Here is a 24,674-nt window from a genome sequence, read left to right as displayed (position 1 = left end):
TCGAACCCGCGAGAAGGTTCGCATGAACTCGTGAAACCGTCCGCCTATTTCCATGCCAGACCCGCCCGAGGAACCTCGCCTTCTCGAACGGCGGCACGAGGAAACAATTGTGCAGAATGTAAGGAAGTATATGTTATTTCCCACGGCCGATGGAAGCTCGAAATTACCAACTCGACACTTTTTTCGGTAATCTCTTCTGGGACCATTTCTCCCCGAACGGAGGCCGCGCGTGGAATTGGTTCGTCCCGACTGGTTCTCGGCCGCGTTGCAAAGCTTGCTTGCAGGGCAACCGTTAGACGCCGCCGTCTTGACACAGGCGTTCCGCGACCTCCTGACCGGGCGGGTGGACGAACCGTTCGCGGCCAGCTTTCTCACGGCCCTGCGGTTCAAGGGCGAAACGGCGGATGAGATCGCGGGGGCGGCCACCGTCCTTCGCGAGCAAATGGTCCGACTGACCCCCATTTCCGGACCGGTGCTCGACACTTGCGGCACTGGAGGCGACGACAGCGGAACGTTCAACATCAGCACGGCGACCTCCATCGTAGTGGCGGCCGCGGGCGTGCCGGTCGTCAAGCACGGCAACCGCGCGGTGTCGAGTCGGTCCGGCAGTGCCGACGTCCTCCGCGAACTCGGCGTCGAAATCGAGGCCGGCCCCGTGTGGTCCCAACGCTGCCTGGACCGAATCGGCTTTGCTTTCTGCTTCGCCCCGCACTTCCATGACGGAATGAAGAACGTCGCGAAACTCCGGCGGGCGCTCGGCATTCGCACGATCTTCAACCTGCTTGGCCCGCTGGCGAACCCGGCGAACGCGGACTTCCAATTGCTCGGCGTGGGCAAGCCGGAATTGCTCGACACCCTGGCATCTGCAACGGCGCGACTCGGCACCCGGCGAGCGGTCCTCGTGTGCAGTCACGACGGGTTGGACGAGGTCAGCTTGTCCGCCCCGACGCGGGTCCGCATTGTCGAAGGGGAGACGTTTTCCAGCCGCGAGTGGACCCCGGACGATTTCGGGCTGGCAGCCGTTTCGCTCGCGGAGATACGGGCGGACGGCCCTGGTGAGAGTGCCGCCATCATTCGATCGGTGTTGAACAACGACGACACACCCGCTCGGCGGATCGTTCTCGCGAACGCGGCGGCCGCCCTGTGGACGGCGGAAAAAGTCTCGAACTTACGAGACGGCGTGGCCCTGGCCGACGAGGCCGTTCGCAACGGCACGGCCCGATCTTTGCTGGAACAGCTCGTGCGGATGCGATAGAACGAACCGAGGCAGACTCGCCTTGCAGAAACGGATTCTCAGGGTCCCATCATGGCTCGCAAAGTCATCCTCATCGCCGACCCCGGCATCGACACCGCCTTCGCCATCGCCTTGGCCATGAACGACCCGAACCTGGAAGTCGTCGGGCTGATCCCCTGCGCCGGTAACGTTTCGGCCGAGCAGGCGACGGCGAACGTGATGATCCTCATCGCGCAACTCGACCCGGACAAGTGGCCGCGGACAGCCGCGGCGCTGCCGGTGAAGTACGCGATCGACGGCACGGCCCTCCACGGCCCCGGCGGTCTCGGCGGCGTGAGCTTCCCGGTGAGCACGAAGAACCAATACCCGACCGCCGACAAGGCGCTCGTCGAACTCGTCCGCCAGTATCCGCGGGAAGTGAGCATCATCTGCCTCGGGCCGATGACGACGCTTGCCGCCGCCTTCGTCCGCGACCCGGACCTGCCGGCACAGATCGACAAGTGCGTGCTGATAGGCGGGACGCACCGCGAACCCGGGAACGCCGGCCCGATGAGCGAGTTCCACCTGGCGGTCGATCCCGACGCGGCCCGCAAGGTGCTCTCGGCGGGTATGAACCCGACGCTCATCCCGCTCGACGTGACGCGCAAGTTAGTCCTGTCGCCGACGGAGTTGCTCGAACTGCCGAACCCCGAATCGCGGACGTGCCAGTTCCTCCGCCAAGTCGTTCCCTACGGCATCCGGGCCAGTTCGAACCTGTACGGCATCGAGGGGTTTCACCTGAAGGACGTTCTCGCAGTCGCCGCACTGGCCCTGCCCGGCTCTGTGAGTTGCGAGCCGAAGAACGTGGACGTGGAAACGCGGGGCGAGTTGACAATGGGGATGCTGGTCGTCGACGACCGGAAGTCGCCGACCTCGGCCCCGAACGTGATGCTCGCGGCCGGGGCGGCCGTCGGCGAGATCCGCCAGTGGATGGCCCACACGTTGAAGAACGCCCCTTAACGCGGGCGGTTCGCCAGTCGCAGGTACAGCTCTTCGAACTTTGTCCGCATCGCATCGCGGCTGTACCCGGCCGCCACTCGCGCCCGAGCGAGCCGGGCCATGCCTCGGGCCGATGCGGGGTTCTGAAGAAGCGTTCCGATCCCGTCCGCGAGCATTTGGTCGTTGCCCGGCAAGACAATGACCCCTTCGCGACCGTGCTGAATCAGTTTGGCGTTCGCCCCGACATCGGTCGCGACGATGGCCCGGCCCGCCGCCATGTATTCCAGTATCGCGTTCGACAGGCTCTCCGAGTGCGACGGTAGGACCGCCATGTCGATCGAGCGCAAGAACTGCGGAACGTCATCCACCCGCCCGCGAAAAACGAACCGCTCGCCGAGGTTCAATTCCTGCTTCAGCGCTTCGAGCTTCGACCGTTCCTCCCCTTCCCCGGCGACCTCGAACACCACGTTCGGGAATCGCTCAACGACTAACCGGGCCGCCCGCATCAGGCCGTCGATGTTCTTGATCGGCCGCAGGTTCGCCACGCAGCCGACGCGAACGGTTCCCGAGAAGGTCGGCGTCGCGTCCCCGAATCGGTCGAGATCGACGCCGTTCTCGATCATCATGACCCGGTCGGGCGACAATCCGTCCTGGCGGATCAAGGACTCGCGGCCCGTTTCGGAGTTCGTCAGCGAGAGATCGACCCACGGTCGCATGAGTCGGTTCAAGAGTCGGTGTTTCCGCGTCAGCCAGTAACCGAGGTTGTTGCGAACGCGGAGGACGTGCGGCACACCAGAGCGGCGGGCCAGCGCCACGGCGAAGTAGGACGAGTCGAGGAAGTACGCTTGCACGATAGCGGGCGGGTGCTGTCGCCACTGAGCGCGAACCCGCTTCGCGGCCCGCAAAGCGGACAGGCTGAGGAGTTTGGTGACGCCGAGGCGAATGACGCGGCAGTTCGCCGGCTCCAACGCCCGCGACGTTTCGTTCTCGCCGTCCAGCAGGATGAGCGTCGGTTCGAACTTTGCCCGGTCCAGCGTGCGGATCAGGGCGAGCAGTTGCGTTTCGGTCCCCGCCCGGCTCAGGTTGTCGATGACGTAGGTGATCCGAATCGGCCCGGTCGGGTCGGGGCGTTGCGGTCTTCGGGAGACGGGGGCGACGGCGGTTGTTGACATGTCACACGTTCTTGAAGAAACACCGTTGGTGAACCCAGCGAGGCGAACAACTTCTGGTACGCCGCCGCCTGGGCCGCGAACGTGAACCGGCTCTGCATCCGTAAACGCCCGGCCCGGCCCATCGCCATGCGGGTGCGGTCGTCGGCCAGAAGGGCGGCGATGCCGTCGGCGAGTTGCTCGGGCTGCCCCGGCGGAACAAGACGGCCCGTCTCGCCGTCGGCGATGACTTCCGGCGTGCCGCCCACGGCCGTCGCCACCACGGCCACGCCAGCGGCGCTCGCCTCCAGCGCGACGTTCGGCAAACCCTCCGTGTGCGACGGCAAGACGACGAGATCGGACCACGGCAAGAACCGGTCGAGGTCGGTGGTGAACCCCTTCAGGACGAACCGACCCGTCAGCCCGCGCTCGCGAATGATCGCTTCCAGTCGCTCGCGCTCCACGCCCTCGCCGAAGTGGACGAAGCCCGTCGTGGGGCAGCGGCGTAATACGTGGACCGCCGCTTCGATCAGCACGTCGAACCCCTTCTCCGGGCTGAGCCGCCCGGCCGAGAGAACAACATGCGAGACCGACGTGTCCGCGGGGAAGAAGCTGTGCAGCTTCGTATCGAAGCCGGGGTCGGGCGTTTGGAAGTCCGCGACCCGCGAGCCGTTGTGAATAACCGAGACGCGATCGGCGGGGACGCCAGCCGCGAGAACCTTCTGCGCCTGACCTTCCGACACGGCGACGACGCGATCGAGGTAGCGGAGGTTCAAGCGGTCGAGCCGCTCGTACTGCCGGACCTTCCAGTTTTCCCAGGTCCACCCGCGAGACACGGCCACGACAGGGATGCCGAGCCGGCGGGCGGCGACCCGGCCGAGGATATTCGGCTTGTAACTGTGCGTGAGGAGGACGTCGGCCCGCATCGCGGCGAGGCGGTCCGTCAGTTCGCGGAGCACGGAGCGAACCTTCGGGAAGTCGGCCCGCAATTTCTCGCCCGCGAACCCCCGTTGCCGGACTTCGTCCAGAAACGCCTGACAGCGGCCGTTCTCGCGGAACGTGAGGAAGCTACTGCGGTACTCGCCGGGCAGATGTTCCGCAAGCCCGAGCATCTGCCGCTCGGGGCCGCCGAAGAGTGTACTCGCCGTGAGGTGAACAAGGTGCATCAGTCGGCGTCCCTGCCGGAGAATTCGGGGAAGTGCCGCGAGTTTAGACCACCCGCGGAACCAATGTCGAGAGCAACTTCGGGCACCGGCGCTACTTCGCGACCGTGACCCACTTTTGCGACTTCGCCGAGTCGAGGATGGCGTCCAGCACCTGCTGCGTTTCCAGGGCGTCGCGGAAGGTCGGGCCTTGTGGCTTGCCGGTTTCCAACCCCTGGATAAAGTCGGCCACTTGGTGAGTGAAGCTCGAGTCGTACCCGATGGCTAGGCCGGGCACCCACCAGTTGGCCATGTACGGGTGGTCCGGGCTGTTGTCGGTCACGTGGATGCTCTTCCATCCACGGATCTTGCCCTCGTCCTTGTAGTCGAAGATTTGCAGCCGGTGCAGGTCGTGCAAGTCCCAGCCGATCGACATGTTCTCGCCGTTGATCTCGAACGTGTAGAGCGCCTTGTGGCCGCGGGCGTAGCGGGTACTCTCGAAGTTCGCGAGACTGCCGTTCTCGAACTTGCCCATGAAGATGCAGGCGTCGTCGATACCGACCTTCTCGACCTTGCCCGTGAGGTTGTGCATCCGCTCCTTGACGAACGTCTCGGTCATGCAGTTCACGGTGTCCAACCGGCCGTTCAGCCAGAGGGCAGTGTCGATGCAGTGGGCGAGTAGGTCGCCGCTCACGCCGCTGCCGGCCGCTTCCACGTCAAGCCGCCACAGGCCTTGCCCGCCTTGCGGCAGGTCCGACTTGATCGTCCAGTCTTGCAGGAACTTCGCACGGTAGTGGAAGATCTTGCCGAGGCGGCCTTCCTCGATGAGCTTCTTGGCGAGCGTCACGGCCGGGATGCGGCGGTAGTTGTACCAGACCATGTTCGGGACTTTGGCCTTCTCGACCGCGTCCACCATGATCTTGCCTTCGGCCGAGTTCATCGCCAGCGGCTTCTCGCACAGGATCATCTTGCCCGCCGCCGCGGCCGCCAGCGCGATCTCCTTGTGCAAGTTGTTCGGCGTGCAGATATCGACGACGTCGATGTCCTTGCGCTCGATCAACTTCTTCCAATCCGTCTCGGTACTCTCGTAGCCCCACTGATCGGCGAACGCCTTGATCTGGTCGGCGTTCCGGGCGCACGCGGCCTTCAGCACGACCTCGTGTTGCGACGGGAAGAACTGGCCAACTTGCTTGTAGGCGTTGCTGTGCGCCCGGCCCATGAAGCCGTAGCCGATCATGCCCACGCGGAGCTGCTTTTTCGCCATCGGGAGAGTACCTCGGAGGTCAGGAGTGCGGGGAGTTACTTCTTCGCGCTGAAGAAGTCATATACCTCTTTGCCGATCTTGCCAATCATCACCTGCCCGGCGTTGTCCGCGACCCACCGCTGGTCCTGGTTGTCGTTCGTCAGAACGCAAACGGCCACCGGAATCGTCTTCTTCTTGTCTGCCGGGTCGGGGACGTAAATGATGCCAGCGGCGGTGCGGACACGATCGGTGGACCCAGTCTTGTGCGCGACCACCGTGCCGGCGGGAAGGAACCGCGTGAGTTTTTCCTTGTCGTCACACACCTTCAGGTGGCCGAGCATCGCCTTGCACGAATCCGGCGAGGCGGCCTTCTCGGTGTGGATCAGTTCCAGCATGTTCACGGCATCTTTCGCCGTGATCGACCCGAGCGAATACTTCTCGCTGCGGGCGAGATCGACCGTGGTGGAGCGTTTGAAAACCTTCGAGTTGATCCGCGTCTCCGGCATGCCGAGGGCCGCTGTCATCGCGTTCACTGGCTTGATGCCGATCTGGTCGAGAACCATGTTGGTTGCCGTGTTGTCGCTGTAAACGATCATGAGGCGAACCGCGTCGCGGAGCGGGAAACTCGCCCCGTCCGAGAAATGCGACGTGAGGATGCCCGAACCGGGAACCTTGTCGTCTTTCGCGAGCGTGACCATTTTGCCGAGATCGGTCTTCTTCTCGTCGGCCTGTCGGTAGGCTTCGACCATGATCGCGAGTTTGATGAGACTCGCTGTCTGCATCACCTCGTCGGCATTCAAATCGAACGCTTCGCCGGTTGCGAGGTTCTTGACGGCGACCGCTACCTTGCCCTTGTGGGCATCGGCGAACGGCTTGATCCGAGACGCCAGCGTTGGTTCTTGGCTGAAGGCCGGACCAACGCTGAGGCTGACCATTGCGAGTAAAGCGACGGCAATCGACGATTTCATACCTGGCTCCGATTCGGTTGAGAATCCGTCAAATCTGAGTCGAGATCGGAGAGGTTCAAACAGGCCCCGCCCGTAATGAACGGGCGGGGCGAAGGAGCGTTACGCGGCGGCGTACTTCGCGCGCATCTTGTCGAGGAACTTCTTGCTGTCGGCGGTCACTTCCCAGGCGTTCGGCCAGAAGCACAGGTCCACGCACCACCAGTCGTTCGGCACGCCGGCGGCCTGAATCGCCGGGAAGAGTTCGTCGAAGTTCAGGTTGCCGGTCCCGAACGGGTTGTGCGTCGAGGTGTTGTGCTCGTTCAAGCTGCCGTCGCTGTCGATGACGTGGACGTGGGTGATCTTCCCCTTGAGTTGGTTGAGCAACTCCAGCGCGCCGCCAGGGAGGATTTCCTTCTCGCCCTGGTGGTTCGCGCCGATCTTCGCGACCATGTGAGCGTGACAGGTGTCGTACAGGACGCCGAAGTTCGGGTTCCCCTTCGCTCGCACCGCGTCGACGAGTTTCACGATCTCGGACGGCTTGTTGAACACGAAGCCCGGCTCGAACTCCCAGCAAACCTTCAGGCCGAAGTCGGCCGCGATTTTGCTGCACTTGTCCCACACGTTCACGAAACGGTCGAAGCCGGCTTGGTAGCCGATCTTCTTCCCCTCGTCCGTGCTGAAGTAGTCCGGCGAGAGGACGGTGTCGACGCGGATGGTCTTGGCGTCCAAGTCGGCGGCGAAGGCGCACCAGCCCATGAAAGCCGTCGTGTACGCGGACGGAATCTCATCGATGATGCTCACGCCCGGCGTTTTGAACGCCCACAGGTCGACGGCGATGGCCGAGAGCGTCAGGCCGTGGTCGGCGATTTCCTTCTTCAACTTCTGCCGGCTCGCCTTCGTGGGGTGGGTAGCCGGGCTGGGATGCGGCCCAAAACTGCCGAGTTCCACACCGTCGTACCCGAGGTCTTGAAGCTTGTGCAGGATCGTGTGGAAATCGTTCGTCGGCGTTTCCTGGTTGAACAAGTAAGCCCAGGTGCCGATGGAGATACGCGCTTTGGCCATGAGTGAAGACCTCGGGAAAGTGAGGAAGTTGTCGGAATCGATTCGAGGATGATTGTCCCAATGCCACCGGATACTGTGTCGCGTTACCACATCAGGTTGGTGCAATTCGAATCAGGGTCAGGACCAAAACTCCAAGAACACAGCCACCGGCTGAAAATGTTGTATCGCCCCCGGGCTTGTGATTCTAGTCTTGTCCGAACAAGGGGTTAATGAGATTTCCGGTCGTGGCAGGCGATCAAATCCAGTGCCGTCGGGCTATTATTTTTGTGGTTGTGGCGCAAGTTTTGAACCTTCGAAGCGAACGTAAGGGTAAGACCTACGGCAGGGGCCGGTACTCTGAGATACCGGAGAGATAGACACTATGAAAACGACAACGCACACCTTCACGACTTGTCGCCCTCAACTAACTGATCGTAAGAAACGAATGCGGATCGTACTGGGCCTCGGCCCAACCCTTTTTGCAGCAAACGTGGCCCACGAGTTTCGGAGCCGCGGCTGGGAAGCCTTGTCCACGGCCACCGGCGAGGACGCCCGACGATATGCCGTGGCGAATTGCACGAGTGTGGTTCTGGTCCCGTATCAAGACAACGACCCCCTCGCCACGGCGAAGATCGTCAACGCCATGCCCCGGAAGACGAAAGTCGTCCTCCTGACGGCGACCTCGAATCGACGGGCGATTCAGCTCGCCGAGATGATGGGCATTCCCGTCGTTGCGGAAGCTGGCGGCGTCGAAGGTGTCGTGGCGGCCGTTGCCGGACTGCTCCCCGTAGTCAAGTAAACAACCGCATCGACATTCGACGGCCCGCGCGGATTGCGCGGGCCGCTTCGTTTTACTCCACTTCAAAAATCGCTTCGATCTCCACCGCCATGCCGTTCGGCAGCGAGTTGTGACCGACGGCGCTCCGCGCGCCGACGCCCGCGTCCTCGCCGAAGACTTCCTTCATGAGTTCGGAGTAGCCGTTAATCACCTTCGGGTGGTCTTTGAAGTCGGCCGTACAGTTCACCATGCCGAACGACTTGATGACCCGCTTCACCTTGTCGAGCGACCCGAGGAAGTTCCGCAGCGTCGCGAGGATGGCCAACCCCGTTTGGCGGGCCGCGTCCTTGCCTTGATCGAGCGACAGATCTTTGCCCACGACGCCGAGCATGGTCGTACCGTCGAGGTTCAACGGGCCGTGGCCGGAGACGTACACGAGGTTCCCCACGCGGACGGCCGACTTGTACACCGCGACCGGCTTGGGGATGCTCGGTAGGATTAGGTGCAACTTAACGAGTTGCTCTTCGGGTTTGGACATCGTAGGGCCTCCGGTGGAATGGCGTTGTTATATCGGCGGCACGGCCTACTCGCCGAGGTAAGCGGCCCGCACGCGGGGGTCGTGCAGGAGCTTTTGAGCTTCGTCGGCCATCGTCACGCGGCCGGTTTCCAGCACGTAACCCCGGTGGGCCACCTTCAAGGCCATGCGGGCATTCTGCTCCACGAGGAGGACCGACATCCCCGTTTTGTTGAGCTCCTTCACCACGTCGAAAATCTGCACCACGATCTGCGGCGCGAGGCCGAGCGACGGCTCGTCGAGCATGAGCAACTTCGGCCTCGCCATCAGTGCCCGCGCGATGGCCAACATCTGCTGCTGGCCACCGGAGAGCAGCCCGCCTGGCTGGTTCTTGCGCTCCCGCAGGATTGGGAACATCACGAACGCCTTCTCCAAATCTGTGGCCACGCCGTCGCGGTCGGACCGGGTGAACGCGCCCATTTGAAGGTTTTCAAGGACGGTCAGCCGCGGGAAAATCTTCCGCCCCTCCGGCGACTGCGCGAGGCCGAGTTTCACGATCTCGTGCGCCGGCATCCGGGTGATGTCCCGGCCGTCGAACGACACCGTGCCCGACCGCGCCTTCACCACGCCGGAGATGCTCATGAGGGTCGTCGTCTTGCCCGCCCCGTTCGCGCCGATGAGGGCGACGATTTCGCCCTCGCTCACCTGGATCGAAACGTCATGAAGGGCGTCGATCGGCCCGTACCCGGCCCGCAACAGATCGAGGCTTAGCAGCGCGGCCATTAGCTCACCTCTTCCTTGCCGAGATAGGCTTCGATCACCTTCGGGTCGCGGCTGACTTCCGACGGCGTCCCTTCGGCAATCTTCTGGCCGTAATCCAGCACCGCGACCTTGTCCGAGATGCCCATGACGAGGTTCATGTGGTGTTCGATGAGCAAAACCGTCACGCCCTTGTCGCGAATCTTCTTGATGAGTTCCATCAGGCTCACCGTCTCGCTCGGGTTCATCCCGGCCGCCGGCTCGTCGAGCAGGAGCAACTTCGGGTTCGTCGCGAGCGCGCGGGCGATCTCCAGGCGGCGCTGGTCGCCGTAGGCGAGATTACTCGCCAGATCGCGGTGCCGACCTTTCAGCCCCACGAACTCCAGCAATTCGTAGCCCGCAATGGCAGCGTTGTGTTCTTCCTGAAGGTGGCTCGGCGTGCCCAACAGCATGAACAACGGGTGCTGCGTCAGCTTCCGGTCCATCCCGATCAGGATGTTTTCGAGAACGGTCATCGACGAGAAGAGGCGGATGTTCTGAAACGTGCGAGCGATACCGCCCTGAGAGATCACGTCCGGGGTCCGCCGGGACCGCCTCCACAGGAGGTACGACCCGATCGCGCCGCCGAAGAATCCCACGACGGCGGACACCAGCGTCGTCTCGACCAAGGCGTCGCGGTCCTGTCGTGCGGCCTCGACTTGTTGGGCAAAGGCCGCTTGCTTCTCCGGTTCCGCAATCCCTGCATTGTTGTAATTGCCGGCCAGAACCTGCTCCCGGACGGCCTTCGCCTCGTCAACCGTCGGGGTGGTCGCGAAAGTCACCTTTCCATCTAGGCTCACGACCGCGAACGTGCCGTTGGCCTGTTTCTCAATGCCCGGCTTGCCGCTCAGGTAATCGACCGCACCGGAGAGGGAATGGGCGAGGCTGAAGGAACCACCCTCGGCCGCGAACGGCCGCCGCACCACGGCCGACCAAAGGCTTTCCACCCCGGACGCAGCGAAGTAAGCCAACCCCGCCACGACCAGCCCAGCCACAAGGCAACCGAGGTAGACGGACAACCGCGAGGGCCGGAGTAGTTCCCGTCCCTCGAACGTCACGCGGCCTTCGGACGGCGGGTAAATGCCCGTGACGGCGTTGAAAACCGTGGTCTTGCCGGCCCCGTTCGGCCCGATCACGCTCACGATCTGGCCCGGTTCGACCGTCAGGTTCAACCCGCACACGGCCGTGATGCCGCCGAACCGCATCGCGAGATTTTCTACCGCCAGTAAGCTCACGATTTTCCCCCTCGTGGTGCGTCAAACGCCGGTCGCGGGCGGGGCGTGGCGGAGTTCTTCTTCCACGCGATCGTTCGGTAGCAATCCCTGCGGCCGAACCCGCATGACCACGATCAGAACGAGTCCGAACACGATCAACCGCCAGCCCGAGAACTGTTGCCAAATCTTCCCTTGCCCCAACCCGGACGCCTGGATGAACCCGTCGATGATCGGCGAGAGGATGTAGTCGAACCCGTACAGCAGGAACACCCCGAGCAGCACGCCGCTGCGGCTCCCGAGGCCGCCGAGGATGAGACAACACAGGACGAAGATCGACTTGTTGAAGTCGTAGGCTTCGGGGCCGACGGTACTCGTCATCTTGGTGGCGTAGATCCCGCCCGCGAAGCCGGCAATCCCGGCCGTCACGGCGAAGGCTGCGAGCTTCAAGCGAGACGTGTTCAACCCCATACACGAGGCCGCCAGTTCGTCCTCGCGGATCGCCACCCACGCGCGGCCGAGTTTCGACCGCTCTAGACGGTAGAGGAAGTAGAACGTCAGCGCGAGAGCGGCGAGGGCGAGGTAATAGAAGGGTCGGTAGTCGGTGTTCCAGTCGACCGTGACACCGGGCAGGACGGGGGCCGGCAGCGGGCTGACGCCCTTCGGCCCTTCGGTGATCGCGGGCAGGTTCTTGATCGTGAAGCGGACGACTTCCCCGAAGCCGAGCGTGACGAGCGCAAGGTAGTCGCCCCGGAGTCGCAGGGCTGGTGCTCCGAGCAAAAGGCCGGCCAAAGTCGCCACCACCGTTGCCACTAACAGCGCGGCCCAGAAGCTTATGCCGAAGGGGTTGATCGGGGCGGTGAGGATGCCGACGGTGTACGCGCCGATCCCGAAGAAGGCCGCGATGCCGAGGTGGAGCAAGCCGGTGTACCCGACCACCACGTTCAACGCCAGGGCCAGGATCGCGAACAGGAACAGGCCGGGCAACTCCACGCCCAACGACCGGCTCGTGACGTTGAAGAAGTGCTGGTCGAACGCCGGGAACAGCGGGTACAGGACCAGCGCCGCGAACAGCACCACCGACCACGACGGGAAATTGCTCTTCATTACACCTTCTCCCGCACTCGTGCCCCGAGCAGACCCGCCGGGCGGAAGACCAGCACGACGATCAGCATCGCGAAGATCAGTGCCCCGGTCCACCGTTCGCCGACGTAGGCACTGCCGAGGGACCGCACCAGGCCGATAAGCAGGCCGCCCAGGACCGCCCCGGGGATGTTTCCAATCCCGCCCAGGACCGCCGCCGTGAAGGCGTACAGGCCGACCAGGAAACCCATCTGGTAGTGGATCGAGTTAATCGTCAGCCCGTAGATCATGGCCCCGAATCCGGCCAGCGTACCGCCGAGGATGAAGGTGGTGGCGATGACCCGTTCGGTGTTAATGCCCATCAGTTGTGCCGCCGTCGGATTTTGGGCCGTCGCCCGCATCGCCTTGCCCAACGGAGTCAGTTTGACGAATACCGTCAGGGCGATCATGAGGGGTATCGTCACGCCCACGACCAGCAAGTCCTGGTAAGTAAACCGAACAGTCGCGTCCAGGCCGAGGAGGTTTTTGTTCGACACGAGTTTCGGGAAGTCCACGTCTTGGGGGCCGCCCCAGAACAGGCCGAGGTTCTGGAAGATGAAACTCACGCCAATCGCCGAGACGAGCGGGGCCAGCCGCGGGGCCTTCCGTAGCGGGCGGTAGATGACACGGTCCACGCTGAAGTTCAACAACCCACAGAAAGCCGGGACTATGACGAAGCACACGAGGAGCGCGACAGGTCCGAGAACCGCGTCGTCGGGCGAAACCTTGAAGACGGCCGTGATGATCGTCCACCCGAGGAACGCGCCCAACATGAACAGGTCGCCGTGGGCGAAGTTAATCAACTCCACTATGCCGTAGACCATCGTGTAGCCGAGCGCCACCAGCGCGATCAACATGCCGTAGCTGAGGCCGTTGATGAGGTACTGTGTGAGGGCTTGTGTGTCGAGGGCGGCAAAGAGTGGTGTCATCGTGTGAGGTCGTCGGGCGAATTCAATCGCGGTTCGGGTGGGGCCTACTTGGTCGTTCGCGGCAGGAGGTCGTGTGCCCAGCGGAGGTGTGGGACGTCTTTGCCGTCTTCCTTCACCATCTGCACGGTGCTGCCGGTCATCATTTGCAGAGTCGTGTCGCCGTTGGCGTCGAACGACCACTTCACGCCAGCGGCCCCGTCGAAGTTGGCGATCGACCGGCCGGCCTCCAGGATCGCCTGACGGTCCTTCTTCGCCGCCCGGCGAATCGCTTCCAAGGCGACCCGACCGCACTCGTAGCCATAGACGGCATACGCTTCCGACGGTTCCTTCCCGTACAGCTCCTTGTACTTGTTGACAAAGACCTTGCCCGCCCCGACGGCCAAGCGGTCGGTCGTCAGCCCGCCGAAGGTCGCGTAGAAGCGGCCCGGAACGAGGATGTCGGCCCCGGTCTGGGTAATCATCGTTTCCTCGTGGCAACCATCCGGGGCCATGAACTTGCACTTATCCATGCCGGCCTTCACCATGTCCTTCAAAACCTGGCTGGCCTTCGTCTGGGTCGTCCCGCCGAAGTAGATCAGGTCCGGGTTCTTGGTCTTAATCTTCGTCATCAGCGCCGAGAACTCGGCCCCTTTGAGATCGATGCTCTCGTGCCCCAGCACGTCCATGCCGATCTTCCGGGCGTGGGCTTCGAACAAGTTCGCGACGCCCTGCCCGTAGGTTTCGGTGTCGTCCAGAATGTACACCTTCCGCGCGCCCAAATCTTGAGCCCACTCGGCCGCGAGCGACCCTTGAAGGTCGTCGGTCGGCACCACGCGGACATAATTGACTTCGCCACTGGGGCGATAGCAGTTCGGTTCGCACTTCCCGCCGGCTCCCGGCTTGGTGAGTTCGGGCGCGGTATTGGCCGGCGAAACCATCAGCACGTGAGACTTGTTCAAAATCGGCATCGAGATGCGGGCCGCACTCGAGTTGTACGTGCCGATGTAAACCATCACGTCCGGGTCGCGACTGGCGAGGACGGCGTTGGAGATTTCGTTCTCCGCGGTCCACTGCCCGGCGGCGGCGTTGGCGTCGTCGAGGTCGAGGTACTCGATCCGGTACGGCGTGCCGTTCAGGGCTAATTTGTAATCGACTTCGTGCAGGGCCAGCCGAATGCCGGCGACGATGGTGTCGGTCTGGCCGCGGGCGCTGCCAGTCCGCGGCAGACTGGAGACGATCTTGATGACATCGGGCCGGCCGACCGCCTCCGGTTGAGGAACGGCAAAACCGGCCGACGCCACCGCGACGAGTACCAGTACGGGTAAAACGCGAAACGGCATCGGTTCAAGGCCCCGCGAGTGCTGCGAGTGTAGGCGAGCGACGTGCGGCCGTCAAAGCTATTCCGGCTTCTCTTTCACGTCGTTGACGACCGCAGCCAGGACCGCGTCGGGAGAGATGTTCTCGGCCTGGGCTTCGAAGTTTAAGAGTATGCGGTGGCGCAACGCCGGAAAGAACACTTTGCGAATATCCTCGAAACTCACGTTGAACCGCCCCTCCAAAAGCGCCCGCAGCTTCGACGCCAGGATCAGCGTCTGGGCACCGCGGGGACTACTCCCGGCCCGCAGGAAGCGGTTCGTGTCGGCCGTCGCGAACTCGCTGTTCGGGTGCGTGGCGAGAATGAGGCGGATCGCGTAATCCTGCACCGGGGCTGCCACCAAGATTTCCCGCACGAGCGACTGCCACTGACGGATTTCATCGGCCTCCATCACCTTCTCAGCCGTCGGCCACTCGTTCCGTGTCGTGCGGTTCAGGATGACGTTCAACTCCTCGCGGGTCGTGAACGGCACGTTCAGTTTGAAGAAGAAGCGGTCGAGTTGCGCTTCCGGCAGCGAGTACGTCCCTTCTTGTTCGATCGGGTTCTGTGTGGCGAGGACGAGGAACGGTTCTTCCAGCTTGTGGACCGTGCCGCCGACCGTGACGCTGTGCTCCTGCATGGCTTCAAGGAGGGCCGATTGCGTCTTCGGCGTCGCTCGGTTGATTTCGTCGGCAAGGACGATCTGCGCGAACAATGGGCCGGACTGAAACTGGAACTGCCGCTTGCCGTCGGGCGTTTCGTTGATGATGTTGGTGCCGACGATGTCCGACGGCATCAGGTCCGGGGTGAACTGGATGCGGGAGAAATGCAGGCCGAGGGCCGAGGCGAGCGTTCGGACGAGGAGCGTTTTGCCCAACCCCGGCACGCCTTCGAGCAGGACGTGGCCGCCAACGAATAGGCACGTCAGCACGCCACGGACGACGTCGGCTTGGCCGACGATGACCTTGCCGATCTCGTCTTCCAGCACGCGGAACCGTTCGCGGAACTTGGCGGCCCGTTCGGGCATCGGGGCGGTCGAGTTCATGGGGTATCGTCCTTCTTGTCCTTCTTGTGGTCTGCGCGGTCGCGGGCTTTCTTCAGTCGGCTCATCATGTCCTGCGGTTCGTCGGTCTTCGGCCGATCCTCGGTCCGTAGCGGAGGGGCGGGCGGCAGTGGTGAGGTTGGCCCGGCCGCGATCTCGTCCGCCCCGCGGGGCGGTGGTTCCGGCGGCGTGCCCGTCGTCTCGAACCGCCGGGCGGCCCGCTCGCGCTCGATTTCTTCCTGCACTTGCAGTTTCCGCCGTTGCAGTTGGCTCAGCGTTGCGGACGCTTCCGCCGCGGGCTTCTCGCGAAGGCGGGACCAGAACCGCGCGGCTTCCGCTCGAACTTCCAGCCATTCCACCGCGATCCGCCGCACGCCCACGTCGAGCAACAGCAGCACGCCGGCCGCGAACACGAGCCAATACCAAAACGGCTGGTACGCCCGCGAGGTCTTCGGGGCTTCGCGGAACAGTTCCGACGACTTTGCCAGTTGTTGCAATTGGTCCGGGTCGTCCGTGTAATACCGGCCGCCGGTGATCTCCGCGAGTTGCTTGAGGAGGGCCGTGTTCGTGTCCAGGTCGGCGAACTCCTGCGAGTACGGCAGCGTGACGCCCGTGCGGGCCGTGTCGAACATTGCCCCCGTGTTCTTGCCGACACCGGGTTGGCGCCCTTGCACCGTGACGAAGTACGTCCCCGCCTCGTCCGCGGCAAACTCAGCCTCGTACTGCCCCGGTCCCTTCCGCTTGAACTCGACGGCCGGCACCTTCTCGCCGGGTTTCGGCGCTCGCGGCAGGCTGATCTTGCCTTGCAAGTCCAGGCCGTTCACCGGCCGGTCGCGCTCGTCGCGGGCCGTCACTGTCACGCGAACTCGGCCGCCGCGGTACTCGGACGTGACCGTCATCCGGCCCGATTCCGCCGGTCTCAACGACCAAGTGATCGCCTGTTCCCAGAACTTCTTGTAGATGTCCGACTCGACCCAGTCGGCATCCCAGCCCTTGACGTTCGCGGTCGGTTGCGTGCGGGCGTCGGACGTGAAGGCGATGGCCCGCCCGAGGCCGTACTGCCACGACGCGAGGATCGGGAAGCGGATGTCGTTGGCGATCGGCGGCCCCTCAATGCGGAACTGCGCGAGGGGCGATTCCTTGTACGTCGTTCGCACGAACCCTCGGAGCGGCGGCAACTCGCGTGGCACGCCTTCCGTGATGCCGCCGACGATGAGGTGCTTCGGCAGAAACGCCTTGTCGTAGATGAACGACTGACTGATCCGCCGGCTCTCCTTGATGTAGATCGCGGGCAACTGGCTCGGGTCTTTCGGTTCGTAGTAACTGCCGGGGTTGCCGCGGCCGTCCTTCGTCGCCTCCGCGATGCTCTTCATCCGCCCCGTCTCGGCCATACCGTGCGTCGCCACGCCGACGGTCGTGCAGGTGATGGCGTTCGCGGCCATCTTCGCCGTCGCCGCCTGCCCCGCCGGGCCGTACTGCGGGTCGCCGTCGGAGATGACGATGCAGTGCCTCACCGCGAGGTTGTAGTCAGGGTTGGACAGTGTATCGGCCGCGGCCGTCAGGAACGGGTCGAAGTGGAGCATGTCCTGCGGGTCCATCCGATCGATCTTCGCCAACAGCCGGCTCTTGTCGCCGCCGACGTCCTGAAAAGGGATGACCCAACTGACGCCGGCCGCCCCCGCGCCGAAGCCGTATTGCATGACGCCGATCATGTCCGGAGCACTGAGCCGTTCGATGGCGAGTTTGGCGATGACCTTCTGCCAGTGGTTGCCGTCGGCCATCTCGGAGGCGTGCATGATGAGGATCAGGCCCCCCTTCCCCGCGGCCATCGGCGACTTGATCTCGCAGAAGACCGGCAGGGCTTCCTCGACCGGCGTGTTCTGGTACCCACCGGGGCCGAACGAATCGGGGCCGCCGATCATGATGAGGCCGGTCCCCTGGTCGTGGACCGACGTGCGAATCACCTCCATCTGGTCGCGGCTGAAGACCTCGGCCGGGACGTTGGCGAGGACGATGCAATCGTAGTTCGTCAGGAACAGCGCGAAGTCCGCAACCTCGGCCGGCAATTTAGCGGGCGACGCGACGGACACCTTCACGTCGGCCCGTAGGAGTGTCCGGATCAGGTGGGCGTGTTCCGACCGACCGTTCTTCGGCTCCTCGACGAACAGCACGCGGCGTTGGCCGCGCATCACGACGGCCGTGCTGGCCCGGTTATTCGCCACGCGGTCGTTCGGCAGGCCGACCACGATGTCGCCGAGTTGCCCGTTCGCCGACGGCACGCCGGAGAGGATCGGCGTGAACGTGGCCCTGTAAGAGAATGAGGTTTCGCCCGGCTTCGGCGGCGTGTCGCGGAACTTCAATGAGTTCAAACCCGGCTGCAAGATGATCGTGGCCGGCTTGCCCATCGGGGCGTCGAGAACCTGCGGCTGATCCGCCTCGATGGCGACCTGTTCAACCTTCTCGCTGCCGTCCTCACTCAACCCGACGCGAACGAGTTCCAGAATGCCCCGGACGACGCGCGTGGCGCTGGTGTTGCGGACCAACACGCGCAACGGGAGCCGCGTGCCGGTCGTCGTGACCGGCGGGGCTTCCACCGACTGCACGAGGACCTCGCCCTCGTTCTTGTAGCCGGGAGCAATGCTAACCACGTCGATGGCCACGCCGTTCTGCTTCGCGACGGCCGCTTGCTCGACGGCGTTGCCCATGTTCTCGTTGCCGTCGCTGACCAGGACGACTCGCTTGCCGTTCCCCTCCGGGAAGGACGCGACGGCGAGTTTCAGGGCGGCGGCGATGTCCGTGTACTGTCCGTCGATCGGCCCGGCCATGCGGTCGTCAACCTCGAACCGATCCCGCACCGACGCCGGCGGCAGAGCGAGTTTCGGCCGCTTGCCGAAGAGAACCACGCCCGCTTTGTCGCGGCTGTGCTCGACGCCGCGGGACAGCACCGCGTCCCGCACGAAGCCGCGGATGCGCTGCCAGCGGCGGTCCACTTGATCGGCCACGTTCGCGGCCGGGTCGATGTCCTGCGGCACACTCTGCGAACGGTCCAGCACGAACAGCACCGCCACGTTTTCGCTCGGCCGATTGACCCGCGGTTCCGCCAGCGCCAGCGCGAGCAAGGCAACGATCACGCACCGCGTGCCGATGGTGACCCACTTCCGCACCCGGCCGAGACCCGCCAGACTTCGGCGTGCTAACAGCAAGACCACGGGTACGCAGAGCAGCAGGGCCAACCACCACGGTCGGGTGAATTGCACCGACCGCGTCATGCGAGCCACTTCCGCGAGAGCCTCGCCGATGTCGGTCTCACACCACCCACCGAGGCCGAGCAACAGCGAGACCGCCAGAATACCCGCGAGCAAAGGCGACCACGCCCGGCCGAGGACAACGACCGCCAACGAAAGTAGCAAGACGAACAAGGCAACTGCGAAGAGGGTCGAGGCCAGATGGAATCGCCCGAAGAGATCGACTTGAACGCCGCTGAGGGAGAGTCCACCCGCCGCGAAGAGTGCGAGTGACGCGGCCGGAATCCGCCATCGCTTCAGCAACAGAATCGCCGCCACGCCCAGAAAAACGAGGGCGAACCAGTGCAGCGTCAGGAACTCGCTCAGTCGGCCCATCAGAATTTGATCCGCTGAACTCGGTGGTTCTCGGTGTCGATCACGTGCACCCTGCCGCGACCATCAACCGCCAGCGCCCACGGGTCGGCCAACTGCCCCTCACCGCGCCCGGGCTGCCCCCAACTCCCCAGCGGTTGCCCCTCGCGCGTGAACTTCTGCACGCGCGAGTTCCCTCGTTCGATCACGTAAAGATCGCCCGCCGGGTCGAACGCGAGGTCATACGGGTAGGCGAGTTGCCCGATGCTGGTCCCCGGTTCGCCGAACGCACGGACGAAAACACCCTCGCGGTCGAAGACCTGCACGCGGTGGTTGCACGCATCGACAACGTACAACAGTCGGTCCGGCCCGAACGCCATCGCCCGCACCCGCTGAAACTGCCCTTCCCCGGTCCCGTTCACACCCCAACATTTGACGAATGTACCGTCGATGTCGAGTTTCGTAATGCGGTCGGTCTGCCCGAACTCCGAAACGTAGAAGTACCCCTCGTCGTCCTGCACGCAGTCGGAGACGTACCCGAACTGCCCCGGTTCCTTGCCGCCCGTCCCGCCGAAGTGACGGAGTTCCACGCCGTCGAGGTTGTAGATGCGAACCGTGTGGTAGTGCGAATCGGCGACGATCAAGTTCCCGTCGCGGTCCACGCCGAGACCGCTCGGCCGGCCGTTGCGGAAGTCCGGCGTCGTGAACGTCACCCCCGTGTGTTCGCCGTCGAGGGTGTACGACTGAATGCGGGCCGTGAAATCGACGACGAACAAGCGGTCCCCGATCACCACCGCCGCCCGCGGCCGCACGAACTCGCCGGGCAGCACGCCGCGGTGTCCCCACACCCGCCCGGCCGAATTCTTCGACAGCCGGCGACCGCCGGCCACAACGAGCACGACCGCCGGTACGAGGAGGAGCAGCACGATCTTGAACCGGGCCGAGCGGAACACGTGAGGGTCTCGGGGAATGTCTCCTCAGACTAGTAAGCCGCCCGCGGGAAGACAAACCGAACGACTACGCTTGACAGAACGCTGCCGCCGGGTCACCATTTCACCGCGGCGGAGCGGAAGAGCCAAGTTCGGTGGCCGGTTCCTTCGGGAAGCGGTTGCCTCTCTGGGGTTACCCCAGGGTTGAGTCGATAGCTGGACGATCCGCGGCGCGACCTCGGCTGCGCTACCACCAGAACCGGTCGCGCGGCACGGGACAGGTTGGCCCGCTCCGCCGTTTTTCATGCTCGACACCACCCTCGCTAACTTGCTAGACGCCTTCCTCGCCGGGTCGTGGACCGAAGACCGTTTGGTCGCCCGAGCGAAGGCAGCGCTCGGCCGATCCCACCGTTTCATACGGCCCTTCGTTCGGCGTGTCCTCGCAGCCTTTCCCGCACCGACGCACTCGGACCGCCTTCGAGTATTTGCCCTGGCCGACGAAGAATTCCGGAAAGGCTGGCGGCGTGCGGAGCCACACACGGCCAAACGGTTCTTCCCCGTCCCGGTGATGGCCCCGCATCAAGCCGCTCGGGGTTGGCTGATACCCGAAATCACCACCGCCGAGAAGGTGTGCGAAGTCTTGCGGATCGACCGCCATCAACTCGACTGGCTTGCCGATTGTGCCGGCCGGAATCATCGCGAATCGTCGCCCAAGCTCCACCACTACCGCTATCGCTGGATTCCCAAACCGAGCGGTCGCTCGCGTGTATTAGAAATCCCAAAGCCGATATTGAAGCAGGTCCAGCGCAACGTCCTCGGCCAGATCCTCGACGCCATCCCGCCTCACGCAGCCGCACACGGATTTCGTATCGGTCGCTCGATCCTCACGAACGCCGTACCGCACTCCGGGCGGGCCGTGGTGTTGCGATTCGATCTGGCGATTTTCTTTTCCTCGATCTCGGCCGACGCCGTCACGGCCATCTTTCGAACCGCCGGCTATCCACCCGATGTGGCCCGCCAACTGACGGGACTTTGCACGACCCGCCTCCCCAAGGCCGTCTGGGATCAGCGACCTCGTCCAGCCGCCGACGGGTCGGACTCTCTTGAGGAACGGCACCTCCGTAACCGCCATCTGCCACAGGGTGCGCCGACCTCTCCCGCGCTGGCGAACCTCGTGGCATTCCGACTCGACCGGCGACTCGACGGATTGGCGAAGAGTCTGGACGTGACGTACACGCGGTACGCGGACGACCTCGCGTTCTCGGGCGGCATCGACCTTACTCGTCGGTCCGAGAAATTCCGCAACGCGGTGGCCCGAATAGTCTCGGAGGAAGGGTTCCGACTGAATCCCTTGAAGACTCGCGTGATGCCTCAATCGGTCCGGCAGACGGTCGCCGGGGTCGTGGTCAACATCCGAACGTCAATTCCGCGTGCCGAATTTGACCGCCTCAAGGCCGTTCTGACGAACTGCCTCCGTCACGGCCCCGAATCGCAGAACCGCGAAGCACACCCAAATTTCCGCGCGTACCTCGCCGGCAAACTCGCGCACGTCGCCCGCCTTAATCCCACCCGCGGTCGAAAGCTCCTCGCATTGTTCGACCAGATTCGCTGGCAGTCGGCGTGACGCCTCGCACAATAGCCCCATGAACACCTCGGAATTGATCGTCAGCGTCTCTGGCATCCGTGGCATCGTCGGCGAGAGCCTCCCCCCGGACGCGGCCGTGCGGTTTGCCGCGGCCCTCGGCACGTACCTGAAGGGCGGGAAGGTGCTCGTCTCGCGAGACTCGCGGCCGAGCGGCGATATGCTCCGGCACGCCATCTTCGCGGGGTTGATGGCGACCGGTTGTGCAGTGGAAGATATCGGCATCCAGCCCACGCCGACCGTCGGCATCGCCGTGCGAACGCTGAACGCAGCCGGGGCCATTCAGATCACGGCCAGCCACAACCCGTCGCCGTGGAACGGCCTGAAATTGTTCGGCCGTGACGGGGCGGTGCTGCCGGCCGCCGCCGGGTTGGAGATCAAAAAACTGTTCGAAGCTGGCCCGATTTCATTCGCCCCGTGGGACCGTGTCGGTTCCGCGGGCGTGCCGCCGAATGTGGAAGAGGATCACGCGGAACGGGTGCTGAAACAGGTCAGTGTGGCAACCGTGGCCGCCGGGCAGTTCCGCGTCTTCGTGGACGGCAACGGCGGTGCGGGCGGGCCGTTGGCCGTGGACTTGCTGGCCAGCCTCGGCTGCGAAGTGGTGCAACTGAACTGCGAGCAGAACGGCGTCTTCGCGCACGAAGCAGAACCAATCCCGGCCCACCTGACGGACATTGCCCCGTGGGTTTCGCAGCACGGCTGTCACGTCGGGTGTGTGCTCGACCCGGACGCCGACCGCCTCGCACTCATCGACGAAACCGGCGCGTGCGTTTCCGAGGAAGCCACGGTCGCGCTCGCGATCAAATACCGACTCCGCCAGGACCGCGGTGCCGTGGTGGTGAACATGTCAACGTCGCGGATGAACGAAGACCTCGCCAAGCTCGCCGGGTGCGAGTTCTACCGCTCGGCGGTGGGCGAGGCGAACGTCGTCGAGAAGATGCGGGCGGTGAAGGCCGTGATCGGCGGCGAGGGGAACGGCGGCGTCATCGACCCCCGCGTCGGGTGGGTCCGCGACCCCTACGTCGGCATGGCACTGATCCTCAGCCTGATGGCGGAAGAGGGGAAGCCACTGAGTCAACTCGTCGCCGAGTTGCCGACGTATTCGATGTTGAAGACGAAGTTCACCGTCGCGCGAGAACGGTTGGGCGAGGCATTCGGCAAATTGGAAAAGAAGTGGCCGACCGCCGCGAAGGACACGCTCGACGGCCTCCGCCTGGACGGCCCGGACTGGTGGCTGCACGTGCGGGCCAGCAACACCGAGCCGATCGTGCGGGTCATCGCGGAAGCGCCGACCGCAGACGCCGCGCGTCAGTTGTGCGACGAGGCGGGGGCGATCGTGTCGGGGTGATCGCCGTCCGCTTTCCGGCGGGTAGTATGTCGCTGGCCCCAGGTCGCGTCTTCGTGTTGCGGAAAGTCGCTGCGGAAGTGCGTGCCCCGTGACTCCTCTCGCTCGGCGGCCGATTCGACCATGAGGCGGGCGATGGTGAGGAGGTTCTGCAACTCCCAGCCGGCCCGCTTGTCGAATTCCCGCACCAGCACGTACCGGCACCAGAAGTCCACGTCGAGCTTTGCCTCGTCGAGCCGCCCGCCGTCCCGCACGATCCCCATTTTGCGGACCATCAGGCTTCGTAACGAATTCGTCAAGTCGGCCACGTCGAGGCGGTCGTCGGGTTCGTCCTCGTTCGCGACGAATCTCATGGGCACCATCGCCGGCAAGCCCGGCTTCGCCCGACAGGCATCCGCCGCGCCGCGGCCACAGGTCGCCCCGTAGACCAGCCCTTCGATCAAGCTGTTCGACGCCAGTCGGTTCGCCCCGTGCAGGCCGCTCGACGTGACTTCGCCCGCGGCCCACAGGTTCGGCAGCGTGGTCCGGCCGTCGGGTTCGACGGTCACGCCGCCGACCATGTAGTGCGCCCCGGGGCGGACCGGGATGCGGTCCTTCGTGATGTCCAACCCGAAGCCGCGGCACACCTTCGCGATCCCGGGGAAGCGGGTGAGGACGAGGTCCCGCGGCAGGTGCGAAAGGTCGAGGTAGACGTTCGAGTGCTGCGTGCGTTCCATCGTGCGGAATATCGCCCGCGAGACGATGTCCCGCGGGGCGAGTTCCGCCCGCGGGTCGTCCTTCAGCATGAACCGCTCGCCGTACACGTCGCGGAGGTACGCCCCTTCCCCGCGGACCGCCTCACTGATGAGGTAACGAGCCGACCCGGCGACGTATAGAACGGTGGGGTGGAACTGCATGAACTCCATGTCACGGAGTTCTGCCCCGGCCCGGTAAGCCGCCGCCATGCCGTCGCCGGTCGCGACCGGCGGATTCGTCGTCTCGCGGTAGACCATTCCGCAGCCGCCCGCGGCCAGGATCACCTGCTTCGCCCAGACGAGAACCACCCCGACCGACGGCCGCCACACGACCGCCCCGACGCACTCGCCCCCATGGGTGAGCAGGTCGATGGTGAACGTGTCGTCCCACAGGTTCAGGTTCGGCGTCGCCTTGACCTTGGCGATGATCGCCCGCATGACCTCGTGGCCGGTCGCGTCGCCGAGGGCGTGGACGATCCGCCGGTGACTGTGCCCGCCTTCCCGCGTGAGTGCGAGTTGTCCGTTCTCCTCGTCGAACTTGGTGCCGATCTCGACGAGTTTCTCGATCTCGTTCGGGGCTTCGCGGACGACCATCTCGACGATCGTGCGATCGCACAGGCCGTCGCCGGCGACTAGCGTGTCCTCGACGTGGTTATTGAAGTTGTCCTCCGGCGACAGCACACCCGCGATGCCGCCCTGGGCGTAGCTGCTGTTACTCTCGGTGATGCTCTCCTTCGTGACCACGAGGACGGTCAGGTCGCGGGGAATTTCCAGCGCCGCCCTCAGGCCCGCGATGCCGCCGCCGATCACGAGGATGTCCGTGAAGCGGTGGATCGCGGTGCGGGTGTCGAAGCTGACGAGGTATCGGTTCGCGACGTTCATATCGGCTGGCGCTCGCGTGAGGGGCTGTCAGAAAGTGTAGGGAAACGAAAACGCCGCGAGTGGTTTCACTCGCGGCGAGAGGGGGT

19 protein-coding genes and 2 pseudogenes are annotated in these 24,674 nt (G+C 64.4%); 5 read left to right on the top strand and 16 right to left on the bottom strand.

From position 1 onward, the window contains the following. Positions 1-229 precede the first annotated feature (229 nt). A complete protein-coding gene (gene trpD, locus PX52LOC_RS25895) occupies positions 230-1,255 on the top strand; it encodes an anthranilate phosphoribosyltransferase (RefSeq protein WP_168219204.1) in 1,026 nt (341 codons plus the stop codon). A 51-nt stretch (positions 1,256-1,306) separates the two neighbouring features. Then, on the top strand, positions 1,307-2,233 hold the full coding sequence (locus tag PX52LOC_RS25890) for a nucleoside hydrolase (RefSeq protein WP_149112802.1): 927 nt from the start codon (positions 1,307-1,309) through the stop codon (positions 2,231-2,233). On the opposite strand, the gene PX52LOC_RS25885 is transcribed toward PX52LOC_RS25890, so the two are convergent. From PX52LOC_RS25885 to PX52LOC_RS25865, 5 genes are all read right to left on the bottom strand, one after another. Next, the gene (locus PX52LOC_RS25885) at positions 2,230-3,384 is read right to left on the bottom strand and encodes a glycosyltransferase (RefSeq protein ID WP_149112801.1); all 1,155 of its coding nucleotides are present in this window, start codon (positions 3,382-3,384) and stop codon (positions 2,230-2,232) included. The two genes, PX52LOC_RS25890 and PX52LOC_RS25885, sit on opposite strands and share 4 nt — an antisense overlap. Next, on the bottom strand, positions 3,291-4,526 hold the full coding sequence (locus PX52LOC_RS25880) for a glycosyltransferase (protein WP_149112800.1): 1,236 nt from the start codon (positions 4,524-4,526) through the stop codon (positions 3,291-3,293). Before PX52LOC_RS25880 ends, PX52LOC_RS25885 begins: the two co-directional genes overlap by 94 nt. Before the next feature lie 91 nt (positions 4,527-4,617). Continuing rightward, positions 4,618-5,766, bottom strand: coding sequence for a Gfo/Idh/MocA family protein (locus PX52LOC_RS25875; RefSeq protein ID WP_149112799.1), 1,149 nt, complete (start codon positions 5,764-5,766; stop codon positions 4,618-4,620). Between the two features lie 35 nt (positions 5,767-5,801). Then, positions 5,802-6,713: a serine hydrolase gene (locus PX52LOC_RS25870; RefSeq protein ID WP_149112798.1), complete on the bottom strand. Its 912-nt coding sequence runs from the start codon at positions 6,711-6,713 to the stop codon at positions 5,802-5,804. Positions 6,714-6,812: 99 nt separating this feature from the next. After that, positions 6,813-7,754 (bottom strand): sugar phosphate isomerase/epimerase family protein, encoded by a 942-nt coding sequence (locus PX52LOC_RS25865; protein WP_149112797.1) that lies wholly within the window; start codon positions 7,752-7,754, stop codon positions 6,813-6,815. 424 nt (positions 7,755-8,178) lie between these two features. Between PX52LOC_RS25865 and PX52LOC_RS25860 the strand changes: the two genes are divergently transcribed. Continuing rightward, on the top strand, positions 8,179-8,532 hold the full coding sequence (locus PX52LOC_RS25860) for a hypothetical protein (RefSeq protein ID WP_149112796.1): 354 nt from the start codon (positions 8,179-8,181) through the stop codon (positions 8,530-8,532). Positions 8,533-8,584: 52 nt separating this feature from the next. Here the strand turns inward: PX52LOC_RS25860 and PX52LOC_RS25855 are convergent, their stop codons facing one another. The 10 genes and pseudogenes from PX52LOC_RS25855 to PX52LOC_RS25810 form a co-directional block, all read right to left on the bottom strand. Beyond that, on the bottom strand, positions 8,585-9,049 hold the full coding sequence (locus PX52LOC_RS25855) for a RidA family protein (RefSeq protein WP_149112795.1): 465 nt from the start codon (positions 9,047-9,049) through the stop codon (positions 8,585-8,587). A 45-nt stretch (positions 9,050-9,094) separates the two neighbouring features. Then, positions 9,095-9,808: an ABC transporter ATP-binding protein gene (locus PX52LOC_RS25850; protein WP_149112794.1), complete on the bottom strand. Its 714-nt coding sequence runs from the start codon at positions 9,806-9,808 to the stop codon at positions 9,095-9,097. After that, positions 9,808-10,446, bottom strand: a pseudogene (locus PX52LOC_RS44070) (ABC transporter ATP-binding protein); the annotation flags it as partial. The gene PX52LOC_RS25850 and the pseudogene PX52LOC_RS44070, both read right to left, overlap by 1 nt. Before the next feature lie 417 nt (positions 10,447-10,863). After that, a pseudogene (locus tag PX52LOC_RS44065) lies at positions 10,864-11,028 on the bottom strand (ATP-binding cassette domain-containing protein); the annotation flags it as partial. Positions 11,029-11,079: 51 nt separating this feature from the next. Beyond that, complete coding sequence (locus PX52LOC_RS25835; protein ID WP_149112793.1) at positions 11,080-12,141, bottom strand: branched-chain amino acid ABC transporter permease; 1,062 nt, start codon at positions 12,139-12,141, stop codon at positions 11,080-11,082. Further along, complete coding sequence (locus tag PX52LOC_RS25830; protein ID WP_149112792.1) at positions 12,141-13,085, bottom strand: branched-chain amino acid ABC transporter permease; 945 nt, start codon at positions 13,083-13,085, stop codon at positions 12,141-12,143. Before PX52LOC_RS25830 ends, PX52LOC_RS25835 begins: the two co-directional genes overlap by 1 nt. A gap of 44 nt (positions 13,086-13,129) precedes the next feature. Further along, the gene (locus PX52LOC_RS25825; protein ID WP_149112791.1) at positions 13,130-14,404 is read right to left on the bottom strand and encodes a branched-chain amino acid ABC transporter substrate-binding protein; all 1,275 of its coding nucleotides are present in this window, start codon (positions 14,402-14,404) and stop codon (positions 13,130-13,132) included. Positions 14,405-14,461: 57 nt separating this feature from the next. Then, positions 14,462-15,463 carry an AAA family ATPase gene (locus tag PX52LOC_RS25820; protein WP_149112790.1) on the bottom strand — a complete coding sequence of 334 codons (1,002 nt, stop codon included), beginning with the start codon at positions 15,461-15,463 and terminating at the stop codon, positions 14,462-14,464. Then, the gene (locus tag PX52LOC_RS25815; protein WP_149112789.1) at positions 15,460-19,080 is read right to left on the bottom strand and encodes a VWA domain-containing protein; all 3,621 of its coding nucleotides are present in this window, start codon (positions 19,078-19,080) and stop codon (positions 15,460-15,462) included. The genes PX52LOC_RS25820 and PX52LOC_RS25815 overlap by 4 nt, the downstream gene beginning before the upstream one ends. Beyond that, positions 19,080-20,009, bottom strand: coding sequence for an NHL repeat-containing protein (locus PX52LOC_RS25810; RefSeq protein WP_149112788.1), 930 nt, complete (start codon positions 20,007-20,009; stop codon positions 19,080-19,082). Before PX52LOC_RS25810 ends, PX52LOC_RS25815 begins: the two co-directional genes overlap by 1 nt. 544 nt (positions 20,010-20,553) lie before the next feature. On the opposite strand from PX52LOC_RS25810, the gene PX52LOC_RS25805 reads away from it, so the two are divergent. Then, positions 20,554-21,609, top strand: coding sequence for a reverse transcriptase family protein (locus tag PX52LOC_RS25805; protein WP_218575163.1), 1,056 nt, complete (start codon positions 20,554-20,556; stop codon positions 21,607-21,609). A gap of 19 nt (positions 21,610-21,628) precedes the next feature. Further along, the gene (gene glmM / locus PX52LOC_RS25800; protein ID WP_149112786.1) at positions 21,629-22,975 is read left to right on the top strand and encodes a phosphoglucosamine mutase; all 1,347 of its coding nucleotides are present in this window, start codon (positions 21,629-21,631) and stop codon (positions 22,973-22,975) included. On the opposite strand, the gene nadB is transcribed toward glmM, so the two are convergent. Further along, positions 22,936-24,588: an L-aspartate oxidase gene (gene nadB, locus PX52LOC_RS25795; protein WP_149112785.1), complete on the bottom strand. Its 1,653-nt coding sequence runs from the start codon at positions 24,586-24,588 to the stop codon at positions 22,936-22,938. The two genes, glmM and nadB, sit on opposite strands and share 40 nt — an antisense overlap. Between the last annotated feature and the right edge of the window lie 86 nt (positions 24,589-24,674).

This window comes from Limnoglobus roseus, assembly GCF_008254045.1.
Taxonomy (GTDB): domain Bacteria; phylum Planctomycetota; class Planctomycetia; order Gemmatales; family Gemmataceae; genus Limnoglobus; species Limnoglobus roseus.
This window is presented reverse-complemented; position numbering and strand designations above follow the sequence as displayed.

Coding starts and splice junctions, on each gene's coding strand:
- PX52LOC_RS25890 (WP_149112802.1), top strand. CDS start 1,307: ATGGCTCGCAAAGTCATCCTCATCGCCGACCCCGGCATCGACACCGCC.
- PX52LOC_RS25885 (WP_149112801.1), bottom strand. CDS start 3,384: ATGTCAACAACCGCCGTCGCCCCCGTCTCCCGAAGACCGCAACGCCCC.
- PX52LOC_RS25880 (WP_149112800.1), bottom strand. CDS start 4,526: ATGCACCTTGTTCACCTCACGGCGAGTACACTCTTCGGCGGCCCCGAG.
- PX52LOC_RS25875 (WP_149112799.1), bottom strand. CDS start 5,766: ATGGCGAAAAAGCAGCTCCGCGTGGGCATGATCGGCTACGGCTTCATG.
- PX52LOC_RS25870 (WP_149112798.1), bottom strand. CDS start 6,713: ATGAAATCGTCGATTGCCGTCGCTTTACTCGCAATGGTCAGCCTCAGC.
- PX52LOC_RS25865 (WP_149112797.1), bottom strand. CDS start 7,754: ATGGCCAAAGCGCGTATCTCCATCGGCACCTGGGCTTACTTGTTCAAC.
- PX52LOC_RS25860 (WP_149112796.1), top strand. CDS start 8,179: ATGCGGATCGTACTGGGCCTCGGCCCAACCCTTTTTGCAGCAAACGTG.
- PX52LOC_RS25855 (WP_149112795.1), bottom strand. CDS start 9,049: ATGTCCAAACCCGAAGAGCAACTCGTTAAGTTGCACCTAATCCTACCG.
- PX52LOC_RS25850 (WP_149112794.1), bottom strand. CDS start 9,808: ATGGCCGCGCTGCTAAGCCTCGATCTGTTGCGGGCCGGGTACGGGCCG.
- PX52LOC_RS25835 (WP_149112793.1), bottom strand. CDS start 12,141: ATGAAGAGCAATTTCCCGTCGTGGTCGGTGGTGCTGTTCGCGGCGCTG.
- PX52LOC_RS25830 (WP_149112792.1), bottom strand. CDS start 13,085: ATGACACCACTCTTTGCCGCCCTCGACACACAAGCCCTCACACAGTAC.
- PX52LOC_RS25825 (WP_149112791.1), bottom strand. CDS start 14,404: ATGCCGTTTCGCGTTTTACCCGTACTGGTACTCGTCGCGGTGGCGTCG.
- PX52LOC_RS25820 (WP_149112790.1), bottom strand. CDS start 15,463: ATGAACTCGACCGCCCCGATGCCCGAACGGGCCGCCAAGTTCCGCGAA.
- PX52LOC_RS25815 (WP_149112789.1), bottom strand. CDS start 19,080: ATGGGCCGACTGAGCGAGTTCCTGACGCTGCACTGGTTCGCCCTCGTT.
- PX52LOC_RS25805 (WP_218575163.1), top strand. CDS start 20,554: ATGGCCCCGCATCAAGCCGCTCGGGGTTGGCTGATACCCGAAATCACC.
- glmM (WP_149112786.1), top strand. CDS start 21,629: ATGAACACCTCGGAATTGATCGTCAGCGTCTCTGGCATCCGTGGCATC.
- nadB (WP_149112785.1), bottom strand. CDS start 24,588: ATGAACGTCGCGAACCGATACCTCGTCAGCTTCGACACCCGCACCGCG.